The sequence below is a fragment of the Micromonospora sp. genome, assembly GCF_048594385.1.
Lineage (GTDB): Bacteria > Actinomycetota > Actinomycetes > Mycobacteriales > Micromonosporaceae > Micromonospora > Micromonospora wenchangensis.
On record NZ_JBMDWU010000627.1, the window covers coordinates 14,532 to 28,046 of the forward strand.

13 protein-coding genes are annotated in these 13,515 nt (G+C 74.2%); 8 read left to right on the forward strand and 5 right to left on the reverse strand.

The window, feature by feature from the left end; translation table 11 throughout:
- Nucleotides 1-139: 139 nt before the first annotated feature.
- Entirely contained in the window at nt 140-1,003 is an 864-nt protein-coding gene (locus tag ACOJTC_RS32840; RefSeq protein WP_204928189.1) for a TauD/TfdA dioxygenase family protein, read from the forward strand.
- Nucleotides 1,004-1,051: 48 nt separating this feature from the next.
- Here ACOJTC_RS32840 and ACOJTC_RS32845 read toward each other — a convergent pair whose 3' ends face one another.
- Nucleotides 1,052-2,224, reverse strand: coding sequence for a cytochrome P450 (locus tag ACOJTC_RS32845; RefSeq protein WP_420119795.1), 1,173 nt, complete (start codon nt 2,222-2,224; stop codon nt 1,052-1,054).
- 187 nt (nt 2,225-2,411) lie between these two features.
- Between ACOJTC_RS32845 and ACOJTC_RS32850 the strand changes: the two genes are divergently transcribed.
- Together ACOJTC_RS32850 and ACOJTC_RS32855 are read left to right on the forward strand one after the other, a co-directional pair.
- The gene (locus ACOJTC_RS32850; RefSeq protein ID WP_420119796.1) at nt 2,412-3,605 is read left to right on the forward strand and encodes a nucleotide disphospho-sugar-binding domain-containing protein; all 1,194 of its coding nucleotides are present in this window, start codon (nt 2,412-2,414) and stop codon (nt 3,603-3,605) included.
- Nucleotides 3,606-3,635: 30 nt separating this feature from the next.
- Nucleotides 3,636-4,841: a cytochrome P450 gene (locus ACOJTC_RS32855; protein ID WP_420119797.1), complete on the forward strand. Its 1,206-nt coding sequence runs from the start codon at nt 3,636-3,638 to the stop codon at nt 4,839-4,841.
- A gap of 82 nt (nt 4,842-4,923) precedes the next feature.
- Here the strand turns inward: ACOJTC_RS32855 and ACOJTC_RS32860 are convergent, their stop codons facing one another.
- Complete coding sequence (locus ACOJTC_RS32860) at nt 4,924-6,321, reverse strand: condensation domain-containing protein (RefSeq protein ID WP_420119798.1); 1,398 nt, start codon at nt 6,319-6,321, stop codon at nt 4,924-4,926.
- Nucleotides 6,322-6,411: 90 nt separating this feature from the next.
- On the opposite strand from ACOJTC_RS32860, the gene ACOJTC_RS32865 reads away from it, so the two are divergent.
- The 3 genes from ACOJTC_RS32865 (at nt 6,412) to ACOJTC_RS32875 (ending at nt 8,828) form a co-directional block, all read left to right on the forward strand.
- The gene (locus ACOJTC_RS32865; protein WP_420119799.1) at nt 6,412-7,116 is read left to right on the forward strand and encodes a 4'-phosphopantetheinyl transferase family protein; all 705 of its coding nucleotides are present in this window, start codon (nt 6,412-6,414) and stop codon (nt 7,114-7,116) included.
- Between the two features lie 72 nt (nt 7,117-7,188).
- On the forward strand, nt 7,189-7,470 hold the full coding sequence (locus ACOJTC_RS32870) for a phosphopantetheine-binding protein (protein WP_357933113.1): 282 nt from the start codon (nt 7,189-7,191) through the stop codon (nt 7,468-7,470).
- A 44-nt stretch (nt 7,471-7,514) separates the two neighbouring features.
- The gene (locus tag ACOJTC_RS32875) at nt 7,515-8,828 is read left to right on the forward strand and encodes a glycosyltransferase family 2 protein (RefSeq protein ID WP_420119800.1); all 1,314 of its coding nucleotides are present in this window, start codon (nt 7,515-7,517) and stop codon (nt 8,826-8,828) included.
- Between the two features lie 50 nt (nt 8,829-8,878).
- Here ACOJTC_RS32875 and ACOJTC_RS32880 read toward each other — a convergent pair whose 3' ends face one another.
- The 3 genes from ACOJTC_RS32880 to ACOJTC_RS32890 all read right to left on the reverse strand — a co-directional run bounded on the left by ACOJTC_RS32880 (nt 8,879) and on the right by ACOJTC_RS32890 (nt 11,897).
- Complete coding sequence (locus tag ACOJTC_RS32880; protein WP_420119801.1) at nt 8,879-10,114, reverse strand: beta-ketoacyl-[acyl-carrier-protein] synthase family protein; 1,236 nt, start codon at nt 10,112-10,114, stop codon at nt 8,879-8,881.
- A 70-nt stretch (nt 10,115-10,184) separates the two neighbouring features.
- Entirely contained in the window at nt 10,185-10,445 is a 261-nt protein-coding gene (locus ACOJTC_RS32885) for an acyl carrier protein (RefSeq protein WP_204928196.1), read from the reverse strand.
- Between the two features lie 168 nt (nt 10,446-10,613).
- Nucleotides 10,614-11,897, reverse strand: coding sequence for a cytochrome P450 (locus ACOJTC_RS32890; RefSeq protein ID WP_204928197.1), 1,284 nt, complete (start codon nt 11,895-11,897; stop codon nt 10,614-10,616).
- Between the two features lie 153 nt (nt 11,898-12,050).
- Here ACOJTC_RS32890 and ACOJTC_RS32895 point away from each other — a divergent pair, with 153 nt between their 5' ends.
- Nucleotides 12,051-12,596 (forward strand): RNA polymerase sigma factor, encoded by a 546-nt coding sequence (locus tag ACOJTC_RS32895; RefSeq protein WP_420119802.1) that lies wholly within the window; start codon nt 12,051-12,053, stop codon nt 12,594-12,596.
- On the forward strand, nt 12,593-13,354 hold the full coding sequence (locus ACOJTC_RS32900) for a hypothetical protein (protein ID WP_420119803.1): 762 nt from the start codon (nt 12,593-12,595) through the stop codon (nt 13,352-13,354). Before ACOJTC_RS32895 ends, ACOJTC_RS32900 begins: the two co-directional genes overlap by 4 nt.
- Nucleotides 13,355-13,515 lie beyond the last annotated feature (161 nt).

Genomic DNA, 13,515 nt, shown 5'->3' on the forward strand with positions numbered 1-13,515 from the left:
CCACGATGGCCGTGGCCTCCGCCGGCCCGAATGCTCCCAGGGACGGCGCGACGGCGTCAATATCAACGGTGGAGATCCCATTCACCGGCGTGGAACAATGCGCCGACGGGCCCGGGTGCCCAGACCGGAGGAAGCACCGATGACCACGTCCCTCGTGCCGCAGGTACGGCTCGTCGCGGGCGCCCTGGGCGCCGAGGTCCACGGCATCGACCTGAACACCCTGACCGACGAGGGATTCGCCCACCTGCACCGGCTGTTGCTCGCGCACCAGGTGGTCTTCGTCGCCGGGCAGACCGCGCTGACGCCGCAGGCGCACATCGCCTTCGGCCGGCGTTTCGGCGAGGTCGAGCTGCACCCGTACCTGCCCCGGCTGGCGGGGCACCCGGAGATCGTCCTGATCGACTCCGAGGACGGCGGCAAGGTGGACGTCTGGCACACCGACATGACCTTCCACCAGAGCCCGCCGATCGCCTCGATCCTGCACCTGGTGCAGCTGCCCGAGACCGGCGGCGACACCATGTGGACCAACCAGTGCAAGGTGTACGAGGCGCTCTCCGCCCCGATGCGGGACCTGCTCGACGGGTTGACCGCCATCCACGTCATCCGGATCGGCACCGAGTTCACCAGCCGGGCCGAACACCCGGTGGTCCGGGTGCACCCCGAGACCGGCCGCCGCTCGCTGTACGTCAACCGGCTGTTCACCTCGCACATCCCGCAGTTGAGCCGCAACGAGAGCGACGCGCTGCTGGAGTACCTGTTCGCCTTCTCCGAGGGCCCCCAGTTCACCTGCCGGTACCGCTGGCGGGTGGGTGACGTCGCGATCTGGGACAACCGGGTCACCCAGCACTACGCGATCAACGACTACGCGGGCGTGCGGCGCGGGCAGCGGATCACCGTGCTCGGCGACCACCCGACCGGCGACGCGCCCCGGTGGGAGCACTACGTCGCCGCGCCCGGCCAGCGCTACTGGCCCGACCGGGTCAACGCGGTGGAGAGCTACTGACCGCCGGCGCCTGCGGGGTGGCCGCGCCGGCCGGTGACCGGGGCGGCCTCACCAGGTGACCGGGAACGACGCGATGCCGCCGTTCATCCGGTCGTGCCGCCAGGGGATCCCGTCGAGCGGCACGGCGGGGGCCAGTCCCGGCAGCCGCCGCAGCAGCTCGCCGATGGACAGCTCCACCTGCATCCGGCCGAGCGCGGTGCCCAGGCAGAAGTGCGGCCCGAAGCCGAAGGTGAGGTGCGGTGCGGCCGGCACCCGGTCGATGTCGAACACGTTGGGGTCGGGGAAGACGCGCGGGTCGCGGTTGCCGGCCCACGGGATCGCCATCACGCAGTCTCCGGCGCGCATCGCCACCCCGCCCAGGGTGAGGTCCTCGCGGACCACCTGGACCCGGAACATGCTGCTCACCGACGTGTACCGGAGGATCTCGTCGGTGGCCGAGGAGAGCTTGGCCGGGTCGGCCCGCAGCTTCGCCAACTGCTCGGGGTGCTGGAACAGCGCGCGCAGCCCGGCGCTCGTGGAGTTGATCTCCAGCCCGCCGAGCAGCACCCCCATCGCCAGCTCCACCAGTTCCGCGTCGTCGAGTTCGTGCGCGTCGCGGCCCAGCACCCAGGCCGAGAGCAGGTCGTCGCCGGGGGTCGCCCGCTTGCCCGCCAACTGCCCGGCCAGGTACGCCCGCAGCTCCGCCTGCGCGGCGGCGGCGTCGGCGGACCCGTACGCGGTGACCGAGTTCAGGCCCTCGATCCAGCCGTAGAACCGGGGCCGGTCGGCCACCGGCACCCCCAGCACGTCGCAGACCACGTGGACCGGCAGTGGCGCCACCAGCGCGGCGACCAGGTCGGCGGGGCGGGGACCGGCCAGCAGGTCGTCGATCAACGCGTCGACCAGCCGGCGTACCCGGGGGCGGAAGGTGTCGATGCGGCGGGCGGTGAAGGCCCGGCTGGCCACCCGGCGGACGACCGCGTGCGCCGGACCGTCCATGTTCAACTCGCGGGGTCCGCCGCCGTCGGGGGTCCCGGTCGCGCCCAGCGGCAGCCGGGAGAACCGGGGGTCGGCCAGTACCGTGCAGCAGTCGTGGTAGCCGAGCACCAGCCAGGCGGGCCGCCCGTCGGGCAGCCGCACCCGGCTGACCGGCTCGGCCACCACCATGTCCAGCAGTTCGGTGGGCAGGTCGCCGGTGAACGGCGCGAAGGGGTAGTCCCGCAGCTCCGAGACGACGGTCATGGCGAGCTACCCACCTGTCGGTCGGCGGTCCACATCGGGCACCGGTAAGACTCGGTCATCGGTGCGGCCGGCGTCAATATCCATTGGTCGCCGCGACGATCTTCCGGGTGCGGACACCCATCGCCTAGCATCGGTGCACCAGGACTGCCGGGTGGTACGCGCGGATGGGTCGGACTTGACTGCGGCTTTGCGGATTCTGTTGTCGACGTGGGGCTGGCGGTCGCATTTCTACGGCCTGGTGCCGCTCGGTTGGGCCCTGCAGGCCGCCGGCCACGAGGTGCGGGTGGCCAGCCATCCGGCGCTGGTGCCGGCGATCACCTCGGCCGGGCTGGCGGCGGTGCCGTTGGGTGCGGACGTCGACTTCGCCACCGCCTTCGCGGGCCGGATCGGCGCGGTGGGCGCCCTGGACCGGGCCACCGACGAGCCGGACGACACCCCCGACGACACGGTCGAACCGGCGATCACCGCCGACGGCGGCGTGGTCCGGTTCGCCGACGCCCTCCTCGACGACCTGGTCGGTTTCGGCCGCTCCTGGCGGCCGGACCTGATGGTCTGGGAGCCGTTCAACCTCGCCGCCGCGGTGGCCGCCGCCGCGCTGGGCGTGCCCGGTGTGCGGCACCTGTGGGGGCCGGACTCCTCGGTCACCCTCCGGCTCGACCCGGAGCCGGTGCTCGGCCCGCTGGCCGGCCGGTTCGGGCTGGCCGCCGCCGACGTGGACCTGGCCGGGGCGCTGACCCTCGACCCGGTGCCGCCCCCGATGCAGGTGCCGGTGACCGGCCCGACCTGGCCGGTCCGGTACGTGCCGTACAACGGCCCGGCCGTGCTGCCGCCCTGGCTGCACCGCCCGGCGGACCGGCCCCGGGTCTGCGTGACGGCGGGCACCATGATGGCCGGCGCCGGGCTCGACGACCGGCTGGACCTCCCCCGGGTCGTGCGGGCGGTGGCCGGGCTGGACGTGGAGGTCGTCGTGCTGGTCGAGCCGGCCCAGCAGGCGGCGCTGCACCCGCTGCCGGGCAACGTCCGGCTGGTCGACAGCCCGCTGGCCCTGCGGCTGGTGCTGCCGACCTGCGCCGCGCTGGTGCAGCAGGGCGGCGCGGGGACCACGATGACGGCGCTCGGCCTCGGGGTGCCGCAGCTCGTCCTGCCGCAGGTCAGCGATCAGCACTTCAACGCCGAGCGGCTGGCCGTCACCGGGGCCGGCACCTGGCTGCCCGGCGGCCGGGCCGACGACGACACGCTGCGCGGGCTGGTCGGCGAGCTGATCGCCGACGGCCCCTGGCGCACCGCCGCCGCGCTGATGCGCGACCGGGTCCACGCGATGCCCGCCCCCGCCGAGGTGGTGCCGGCGCTGGTGGCCCTCGCCGCGGGCACCCGGAGCTGATCCACCGTCAGACCACCCTAGGAGTCGCAGATGACGCAAGAGCCCATTCCGTACCCGCTCGCTCCGGCTCCGACGATCTACCACCCGTCACCTGACTACACCCGGCTGCGGGAGACCTGCCCGGTGGCGCCGATCGCGCTGCCCGACGGCGGCAGGGCCTACCTGGCCACCCGGCACGCGGACGTCCGCCGGGTCTTCACCGACCAGCGGTTCAGCCGGGCCGCCGCGGCCGGACCGGACCGGCCGACCCGGGAGCTGGGTTCGCTGGCCGAGGACTCGCTGATCGGAATGGACCCGCCCCGGCACACCACGATGCGCAGGGCGGTGTCGCACGCCTTCACCGTCCGCCGGGTGGAGGCGCTGCGCCCGACGGTGGCCGGGCTCGTCGACCGGATGATCGACGACCTGGTGGCGGCGGGCCCACCGGCGGACCTGATCCCCCACCTGTCCGCGCCGCTGCCGATCTACGTGATCAGCAAGCTGTTCGGCATCGCGGAGCAGGACCAGGACCGGGTACGCGAGTGGTCCGACGCGCTCGTCGGCGACTGGGACGCCGACCCGGCGGCCCCGCAGGCCGCCCTCGACGCGTTCGGCGAGATGATCGTCGCGCGTCGCCGCGAGCCGGGCGACGACCTGATGAGCGCCCTGATCAAGGCCTGGGACGAGCACGACGACCTCACCGAACGGGAACTCGTCTCGGTGACCGCCGGCATCTTCGTCGGCGGCCACGAGACCACCACCAACCAGCTCAACCTGTTCCTGCTCGTGCTGGCCCGGCACCCCGAACAGCTCGCCGGCCTGCGCGGTGACGACCCGGTCGCGGTGGCCCGCGCGGTGGAGGAACTGTCCCGCTTCATCCAGCTCGGCGACAACGGGGTGCTGCTGCCCCGGGTCACCACCGAGGAGGTGGAACTGGGCGGGGTGTGCCTGCCTGCGGGGACCCCGGTGCTGCCGGCGATCGCCTCGGCCAACCGGGACGCGTCGGTGTTCGCCGGGGCGGACACCCTCGACCTGACCCGGGCCGACAACCCGCACCTGGCGTTCGGGGCCGGCCCGCACCACTGCCTCGGCGCGGCGCTGGCCCGGATGGAGTTGCAGGAGGCCCTCGGTGCGCTGCTGCGCCGGCTGCCCGGCCTGCGGCTGGCCGTGCCCGAGGAGGAGCTGCGGTTCAAGCCCGGCCTGGTGGTACGCAGCCTGGAGGCGCTGCCGGTGACCTGGGACCGGGTCGAACGGTGACCCTCCCCCGAGCCGTGGACCGGTGACCGTCGCGGCGGCGGTCACCGGGTGGTACGACGCCCCGTGACCGTCACGCGACGGGTCAGCCGGCGACCCGGGTCGGTGCCGTCGGGTCGAACGCCGCCTCGACGGCCACCTCCTCCACCCCGCGCAGCAGCGCCTCGGCCTGGGCCTCGGTGAAGCAGCCCAGGTCGAAGATCACCTGGAGGAAGATCGTGTCCGGCTGGTCCTCCACGGTGATGAACGCCTGCTCGGGCAGGTGGTCGAGGGTGCCGTCCCAGACCAGGAACGTCTCGCCCGCCCGGCGGCGGATCTGCTCCGGGGTCACCTCGGCGGCGCGGGCCGCGTCCTCCGCTGCCTGCCGGGTCACCACCCGCCGGTCGTTGATCCGGAGGGTCACCCGGGCCGGGTAGCCGCGCTCCTCGTCGAGCCGGGCGCCGGCCTCGGCGAGCTGCACCGGGTCGTAGTAGGCGTACATGCCGGCGGCGACGGAGGCGCGACGGGCCCGGGTCACCACCTCGTCCACCGTGGTGTCGGTGGCGTCGACGGTGAGCACCCCGTTCTGACTCAGCGGGGCGATCGCCTCGGCGAACCCCGGCCGGAACCGGTTGCCGACGATGAGTTTGGCGGTCAACGGGCTGACCCCGGTGGCCCGGCCCACCGCCACGGCGATCACCGCCAGCAGCACCCGGGAGGTGTCCGTCCGGGTGCGTCGGGCGATGGCCTGCACCGCCAGGAAGGCCGCCGGCGAGCTGAACCGGCCGTGCCAGAACCGCCGGCCGTGCCGCCCGGCCGGGTTGGTGACCTCGCCGAAGGTCGAGGGCGGCAGGTCGCGCAGGTGTGCCTCCCAGTGGCGGACCGCCCGGTCGCTCACCTGGCGCAGCGGCGGGGTGCGCTCGCGCCGGCCGAGGTCGAGCAGCTGCACCGTACGCGGGTCGGGCGCGCGCCGGGCCGTCAGGTCGACGAGCCCGAGGTCGGCCATCACCAGGGCGGTCGCGGTGCCGTCGACGACCAGGTGGTCGAGGGTCAGCACCCGGTGCACCAGCGTGCCCCGGTGCCGGATCACCGCCATCCGCACCGACCAGTCCCGGTAGAGGTCGTAGGGGGCCAGCAGCCGGGCGTGGCCCAGCTCGTAGGCGAACTTCGCCACGTCGGCCGGGTCGGCGTCGTCGGGGACGTCCAGCACGTCCAGGGCGATCTCCCCGTCGGCGGAGACCACCTGGCAGGGCTCGCCGCGGTCGTCGGTGCCCAACCGCATCCGCAGCGCCGGGTGCCGGCTCATCAGGTCACCGAGCTGCGCCGCGACCTGCTCCACGGTGACCCCGGCCGGCACCGGGTGCGCGCCGCTGACGTTGTGCGTCCACCCGGTCTCCCGCATGTCCTGCATGATCGCCAGTTGACCCCAGGTCAGCGGCGCGGTCCCGGCCCCCGGGCCGGCGAACGGGACGAGCACCTGCGCCTCGGCGGTCTGCGCGAACATCGGTCAATCAGAGCAACGGAGATCGGCACGTGTCAACGCCGCGGATCGTGCCGCCCGCCGGGCGGTGCCGGCGGGGCTAGGGTACGGCCCATGCGGGACACCGTCCGGATCTGGATCCTGCCGGCCCGACCCGGTCCGGCCGAGCTGGCCCGGTACGACGCGGTGCTCACCGCCGACGAACGCAGCCGGGCGGCGGCGCTCGGCCCGGCCGCCGCCCGGGACCGGTTCACCGTGGCGCACGGGGCGCTGCGTCTGCTGGTGGGCGCGGCCCTGGGCGTCGCACCCGGACGGCTCACCTGGCAGCGGGGCCGGTACGGCAAGCCGACGTTGACCGAGCCCCGGGGCGGGCCGCAGACCAGCCTGTCGTACTCCGCCGACCTGGTCGCGGTGGCGGTGGGCGGCGGGCGGCCGGTGGGGGTCGACATCCAGCACGTGACGCCGCAAAGGGATCCGGTGGCGCTGGCCGCCCGGTTCTTCGCCGCAGGGGAGGCCCGGCACGTCGCCTCGGGGCCGGACGTCGCCGGCCGGGCCGAGCGGTTCGCCCGGCTGTGGGCCCGCAAGGAGGCGGTGGTCAAGGCGGCCGGGGAACGGCTCTGGCCGCACCTGGCGCTGCCGGTGCACCGGGGGGACGTGGTGGCGTGCGGCGACCCGCCGGGGGTACACCGGGTCACCGACGTCGCGACCCCGGCCGGCTACCGGGTCGCGGTGGCCCTGACCGGCGAGGCGCCCTACGACACGGCGTCGTTCCACGGCCTCGACGCGCCGTCCGGAGCGGTTCCGCGACCGGTCGGCTGAAGATCGCGACATCCGTTGACACCCGCCGATCACGTTTGCTCTGATGGGCTCCATGTTGGAGCGTGGGGTCCAGTGACAGAGCCCGACACGACCACCGCGCCGCAGCTGCGCGCGCAGGTCGTCGACACGATGGTCGCGCTGCTGACCCGGATGCTCCGACCGGAGGCCCCGGTCACCGTCGGCACGCAGCTGATGGACGAGCTGGGCCTCAGCTCCTCCCTCGCGCTGGAGCTGCTGCTCGAGATCGAGGACGAGCTGGAGATCCAGATCGACGTCGAGGATCTCGACGAGGACCGGATGACCACGGTCGGCGACCTGGCCGACTACATCACCCAGCACTGCACCCCCCGCTGACGGCCCGCGACGGGGGCCCGGCCGGTATCTTCCGAAGGAGTTCCATGGACCGGCCCCGCCTGAGCGTGGTGATCCCCGCCCACAACAACGCCGTCGCGCTCGACACGACTGTCGCGTCGCTGACCCGGCAGACCCTCCCGGCGCAGGAGTTCGAGGTCATCGTCGGCGACGACGGGTCGGCCGTCCCGTTGACCCCGGTCGTCGAACGCTACGCCGACCGGCTGCGGATCACCTGCGTGCGCAGCGAGACCAACCGGGGCCGCAGCGCCAACCGCAACGCGGCGGCGGCCCGTGCCCAGGCCGACGTCCTGCTGTTCCTGGACGCCGACACGGTCGCCCACCCCACCCTGCTCGCCCGGCACCGCGATCATCACGACGCGCGCGGTGGTCGGCCCGGGGTCCTGCTCGGTCAGCGCTACGACCTCGACTGGGCCGGTGCGGACGCGGTGCGCCGGGGCGACCCCGTCGACCCGGAGCTGCTGGACGCCGAGCGCGGCGACCCACGGCTGGAGGACATCGCCCACCCGCAGCGCATCCGCGACTTCCCCAGCGCGCCCTGGGTGCTCGGCCTGACCCACAACGCCTCGGTCGACCGGGAGTCGTTCCTGCGGGTGGCCGGCTTCGACGAGGCGATGGTCAAGTGGGGGTTCGAGGACCTGGAGTTCTTCTACCGGATCTTCCACCTGCACGGGGGCCGGCCCGACGTGTTCGAGCTGGACGTCGAGGCGACGTCGTACCACCTGCCGCACTTCCGCAAGACGTCCAACGGGCTCGCCTCGATGGACAACATGAAGTACCTGCTGCGCAAGCACCTGCGCTACGACGTCGAGGTGCTGTACGCGATCAACACGTTCGGCCGGCACCTGGGCCGCATCCGCCTCTACGGTCAGGCCATCGAGGCGTACCGGCGGGCGGGGCTGGGGCGGCCGGAGGCGCTGCCCGACACGTTGCGCACGGAACTGGCCACCCGCACCGCGTTGGTGATCGGCAACGGGGTGTCCACCCTGGAGCTGGGCCCCGACTCGCAGACGTTCGACCACGACGCGCCGGCCGGGCCGACCAACGCGCACCTGCTCGGCACGGTGCTCCAGCAGTTCAAGGCCGGCGCGCTCGACGTGATCGTCAACGTCGACCTGTGGCGGTTCCTGCTGCCCGAGGACCTGCCGGCGTTCCTGACCCGGGGGCTGCTCAAGGCCGACCGGATCGAGCTGGTCTGCACCCACGCCCCGGTCGACCAGCGGGCGATGCTGCCGGTGCCCCTCGTGGCCGACCTCGACTACGTGACCGACATGCTGGACCAGCACTTCGCCGTCACCGTCGCCCGGCACGACGGGGCGACCCTGCTCACCGTCCGCTGAGCACGCCCCGGCCCCGGCCGGGCCGGGCGCAGCCGCGACCGGGGTGCCGGTCAGCCGCCGGGCGGGCCGAACAGCAGGCTGACGTTGTGGCCGCCGAAGCCGAACGAGTTGGACATCACCGTGGTCACGGCGGCCTCGCGCGGCTGCTTGCGGATGTGGTCGAGATCGTCGCCCGGGTCGGGGTCGTCGAGGTTGTGGGTCGGCGGGAGCAGGCCGCGACGCAGCGCCTCGACGCCGATCGCCGCCTCGATCACCCCGGAGACGCCGAGCACGTGCCCGGTGACCCCCTTGGTGGAGCTGACCGGCGGACCCGCCGCGCCGAAGACGTCCCGCAGGGCGGCCACCTCGGCCGCGTCACCGGCCTTGGTGCTGGTGCCGTGGGCATTGAGGTAGCCGACGTCGTCGGGGCCCAGGCCGGCGTCGCGCAGCGCCGTACGCATGCAGTGCGCCGCACCGGACCCGTCGGGGCGGGGCGTGGTCGGGTGGTAGGCGTCGTTGTTCGCGCCCCACCCGAGCAGGTCGGCGTACCGCCGGGCGCCGCGCGCCACCGCGTGCGCGGTGCGTTCCAGGACGAACACCCCGGCCCCCTCGCCGAGGACGAGGCCGTTGCGCCTCCTGTCGAACGGGCGGCTCGCCTCCGTCGGGTCCGACCAGCCGTGGGCGAGCGCGCGGGCGTTGCCGAACGCGTCGGCGAAGGTCGGGAAGAGCGGCGCCTCGCTGGACCCGCAGAGCACCAGGTCGGCCTCGTCGGCGCGCAGGATGCGCAGCGCCTCCCCGATCGACTGGGCCCCGGACGCGCAGGCGGTGCCGATCGACGAGGTGTAGCCCCGGATGCCGTGCCTGATGGCGATCCGTGCCGCGCCCATGTTGGGCAGGGTGCCGGGCAGCATGTACGGGCTGACCCCGAACCGGCCCCGCTCGGCCCGCGCGAGGACCTGGCTCGCCAGGGTGGACAGGCCACCGACGCCGGAGACGATCACGGCCACCCGGTACGGGTCGACGTCCCGGCCCACCTCGACTCCGGCGTCGGCCAACGCGTCACCGGCCGCCCGCAGCGCCATCACGACCGCGCGGTCCACCACCCGGGACTCGGGACCGGGCAGCACGCTGGCCGGGTCGATGTCCGGGCTGAACGCGGCGACGTCGACGACGCCGTGCACCGGGTGTCCCTCGGGGGGCCGGGTCAGGCCGGACCGGCCCGCGCAGACCGCGTCGAACACCTCGGCGGCGGTACTGCCGACCGGGCTGACCAGCCCGATCCCGGTCACCGTCACGCCGGCACGCATGCACGTCCCCCCTCGCGCCGCTGCCCCGAACGCTTCACAGACCGCCTCCGGGGCGGCGCGGCGGGCACGGTCAGTGTGCCGAGGCGGGCTCGACGCGGGCGGCCACCGTGCGGCAGAACTCGCCGACGGTCATCATCGCCAGCGCCTCGGCCTCGTCGTCGTCGAAGGTCACCCCGAACCGGTCCTCCACCCGTACGGCCAGTTCGGCGAGGCCGAGCGAGTCGACGTCGAGACCGGCCGGACCGAACACCGTGTCGTCGTCGGCGCCCTCGATGTCGTACTTCATCTCGGTCAACGCGGCGAAGAGGAACGCGCGGATCTCGTCGGTCATGGTCGTGGTTTCCTTTCCGGAGGTCGGCGTCGGCGGACCCGGCCGCCGGTGGGACACGGGAGGCGTGGCAGTGGCCGGGGACGCGGCCGGGACCAGGTGCGACGTCGGCGTGACCGTCGCCGCTCTGGTCACCGGAGCAGCCGCTCCGTTTTGATCGACCTTACTCAATCAAGCCCGTTGCGCAAGGTCCACCCGGGCGGTGCCGTCCGGCCGATCGGCCGCCGGCTCGCCGACCCGAACCGCGAGTTGGTCGTGCCCCCGCAACATGAGCTGCCGTGGCTCGCCGGGAGTCGCGGCGAGCGCCAGCGCCGGGAACCGGTCGAGTAGCCGGGGCAGCGCGATCCGCCCCTCCGTCCGACCCAGCGCCGCACCGACGCAGTAGTGCGGCCCGGCGCTGAACGCCAGGTGCCGGTTGTCCGCCCGGGACGGGTCGAACGTGTCCGGATCGGGAAACCGTCGCGGGTCCCGGTTGGCCGCACCGGTCAGCACCAGCGCCGTCCGTCCACGGGGGACGTCGACCCCGGCGACCTCGGTGTCCTCGGCGGCGTAGCGCACCGCGAAGTGCACCGGCGGCTCGTACCGCAGGATCTCCTCGACGTACGCCGGGGCGAGGGACGGGTCGGCGCGCAACGCGGCCAGCGCGGCGGGCCGCGCCAGGAGCAGGGTCAGCCCGCTGCCGAACAGGTTGGCGGTGGTCCGGAACCCCGCGTTGTACGTGACGATCAGGTTGGCCAGCAGCTCGGCCTCCGAGAGCTGGTCGGGGCGGTCGGCGCGCAGGCTGGCCAACGCCGAGACGAGGTCGTCGCGGGGTTCGGCCCGACGGGCGGCGAGCAGCGTGGTGAAGTACCCGGTCAGCTCCTCGGCGGCCCGGTTGGCGGCCCGGATCTCCCGGAACGAACGCGGCCCGATCTCCAGCACCGCGTCGAACGCCCGCACCCGGGACGGGAACCAGGCCCGGTCGGAGGGCGGCACCCCGAGCAGCTCGCCGACGACGGCGCTGGGCAGCGGCAGGGCGAACGCCGCCATGAAGTCCACCGGACGGCCGTCCGCGCCCGCCTCGGCGAGCCCGTCGAGCAGGTCGTCGGTGATCCGCGCGATCGCCGGTTCCAGGGCGGCGACCCGGCGGGCGGTCAACGCCTGGCCGAACAGGTGACGCACCCGCGCGTGGTCCTCGGCCGGGGCGTTGAACATGCTGGCCTGCAGGGTCCGCAGCACCGCGTGGTCGCGCCAGCGGACGCCGGCGCGGTCCAGGTACCGCGCGTCGAGCACCCGGAAGACCGGATCACGCAGCACCCGCTGGGCGGCGGCGTACCCGTGGACCACCACGGCGTGCGGTGCCGTCGGGGCGAGTGCGACCGCCTCCCCCAGCTCGTGCAGCCGGGCGTAGTACGGGTAGGGGTCGCGTCGTACCTCGTCGCCGAGCAGCTCGTCGAGGGATACCGGGAAACCCATGGCGCTCCTCGTCGGGGTGCACGGGCGGAGGATGCCGTGACCTTAGACGCATCGACGGCGGCCTGTCCACGGCCGGTTCGGTGCCGGACCGGGTGTGACAGTGGGGGTGCCGCCGGACAGGTAGGGGGTGCAACGACCGACCGAAAGGCGCACATGAGCAGTGCTGATGACGGCGTACGGGAGCGACGCTTCCGCTCCCTGCACGCCGCGACGTACCCGGACCTGCTGCGGTTCGTGCAGCGGCGGGTCCCGCCCAGCGAGGCGGAGGACGTCGTCTCGACGGTCTTCCTCACCGCCTGGCGACGATTCGACGACCTCCCCGACGACGCCCGTCCGTGGCTGTTCGCGGTGGCCCGCCGCACGATGGCGAACCACACCCGGGGCTGGCTGCGCCGACGGGCCCTGGACGTCCGGCTGGTGGCGGCGGACGGGCCGGCGTACGGGGACGACATGGTCGACGCCGCCGCCCGGATCGACCTCGACCGGGCCTGGCGCGGCCTGCGACCGGCCGACCGGGAGGTGCTGGCGCTGGTGGCGTTCGACGGGCTGACCGCCGCACAGGCCGCCACCGTGCTGGGCTGCCGCCGCTCGACGTTCGCCATGCGGTTGGGCCGGGCCCGGGAACGCCTCCGGGCCGCGCTGGAACCGCCCGCCGCCCGCCCACACACCCTCACCGTCTTCAAGGAGCAGCAGTCATGACGGATCTGGAACGCCTCTCCGTGTTGGACCCGGCACGCGGGGTGCAGCCGACCCCGGCCGAGTGGGAACGGGCCACCTCGGTCGTCGACCGGATCGTCGCGGACCGGGCAGCCGACCGCCCCGCGCCGGCACGACGCAGGGTGACCAGGCGTGGGGTGGTCGGCCTGGTCGCCGCCGGGGCGGTCGCGGTGGTGGGCGCGGTCACCGTGCCCGCGCTGCTGCCGGGGCCGATGGACCGGGCCTTCGCCTCGTGGACCCCGGTGCCCGGCGCGCTCACCGGCGAGCAGGTCCTCCCGCAGGCCCGCCGGTGCGCCGGGAGCGGGGTGGGCAGCGAGCCGGCGGCACCGGTCGGCCCCTCCGACGTGCTCCTGGCCGAGCGGCGGGGGGTGGCCACCCTGCTCATCCAGCGGCGCGGCTCGGGCGTGATCGAGTGCATGAGCGTGGACGACGGCCAGCCGACCGCGATGACGTTGGCGGACGGCCCCCTGCCGCCCCCCGCCGCCGGCACCGTCAACCTCGAGACGCGCAGTTCGGTCGGTTCCGGCCACGACCAGTACTCCAACGCCGTGGGTCTGGTCGGCCCGTCGGTCACCGGCGTCGACCTGGTGCTCGCCGACGGCAGGACCATCCGGACCAGCACCGGGGGCGGATGGTGGGCGGCGTGGTGGCCGGGGCCGGAGGGCGGCGAGATCGGCAGCATCACGGTGGTCGTGCACCGCCCCGACGGCTCCACCACCCACCGGATCGAGGACCTGTGACCGGTGGCCCCGCCGGGCCCGACCGGTCAGGAATCGAGATGCCGGCGACCCGGCGGGGCCATAGCCTTTACCCAGGTGGCCGGCAGGATGCCGCGCCCGAACGGCGAGAGAGGGAGCCCGCGTGTCCACGAAGAAAGCGACCACCGCGTCCGACGGCGACA